Source organism: Candidatus Symbiopectobacterium sp. NZEC135 (assembly GCF_025962695.1).
In genome coordinates, this window is record NZ_JAGFPF010000605.1 from 1 (window position 1) to 1146 (window position 1146).

The 1146-nt window shown below is 61.0% G+C and carries 1 pseudogene; it reads right to left on the bottom strand.

Annotated elements, in window-relative coordinates:
* Nucleotides 1-1146: pseudogene (locus J5224_RS29115) on the bottom strand (cell division protein FtsK); the annotation flags it as partial.

The window sequence follows — 1146 nt, forward strand, 5'->3', positions numbered from 1 at the left end:
CGCATCGGCATCCTCAGCGACACCGGCGACAAAGGCCGCCGCCGCACTGAGTGAGGCCGCCTCTTTGGTACCTATCGGCTCGACGACTGGCGTTGCGCTCGGGCTATCTGGCGCTGCACTGGCCTCATAACGCGCCTGTTGCTGCTGAGAAAACGCCTGCGCCAATTGTGCCTGCAACAGCGCCTCTTCATCCTGCTCGCGTTCGGCATAGTCCTCGCCGTAGCGCTGCTCTTGTTGCTCCAGATAAGCCTGGCGCAAGGCGGACTCTTGTGCGGCCTCGTCAACGTCAGCAGCGTCTGGCGCTGCCATTTCGCCGATTTCAGGCTGGGACTGAACCTGACGTTGCGCTTCTCGCTCTTGCTCTTCCGCCTGACGCTGCGAGGGCAACTTGATGCCATAGGACGCCAGTTCACGCCGGGTAGGAATCCGCACCGGATTTGGGCGCGGCAATTCCGGCCCCATCCCCTGTTTCACCTGAGGATTATCCTCCCCAGCGGCCGTAAAAGCGGGCATAAAGGACACGATATCGGTAGACGCAGGCGTAGCCGTTGCCACGGTGGGAGCACCCAGTTCATGCATAGCGCCCAGCGGCGGCGTGCGATCGCGATCGGGCACCGGCGAGGGCGAAAAGGCGGGGAACGGGGTATTTTCCCGCGTAGCCGCCTGTGGCAATTCAAACGCGTAAAGCGGCGGCAATGAATCCGGCGCAGTGGTGTCGTGGCTGACGGCGGTTGCTGGCGTCGCAGGGTTGAATGCGCTGGGCGCAGTCACTGGGTCTGGCACCGTATCAACCGGAGCCGATTCCTGCACCGGCGTGATGTGATCATCAGCGACGCTCAGCGTGCTGTTTTGCCCTGTTTCATCAGCGGCGCGCTCACGCGGCGCCGGTGCCAGCAATATATCATCCGCATCCACATCTTCTGTTATTGCCTCCGTTGATGCGGTTAACGTATCGGGTTGTTCACTCTCCCGATCCGCATTGTCGTGCAAATCGTCATCACGGTAGTTTTCTTCTGCGCGCGAACGGTTAGAGAAGAACGTCAGACAGCCTAATACGGCCCCGCCGATCTTTTCCGCAATGGTCAACCATGACCAACCGGTAAACAGCGTCAAGCCCGCCGCCCAGACGCAGAGCAGAATCAGCGT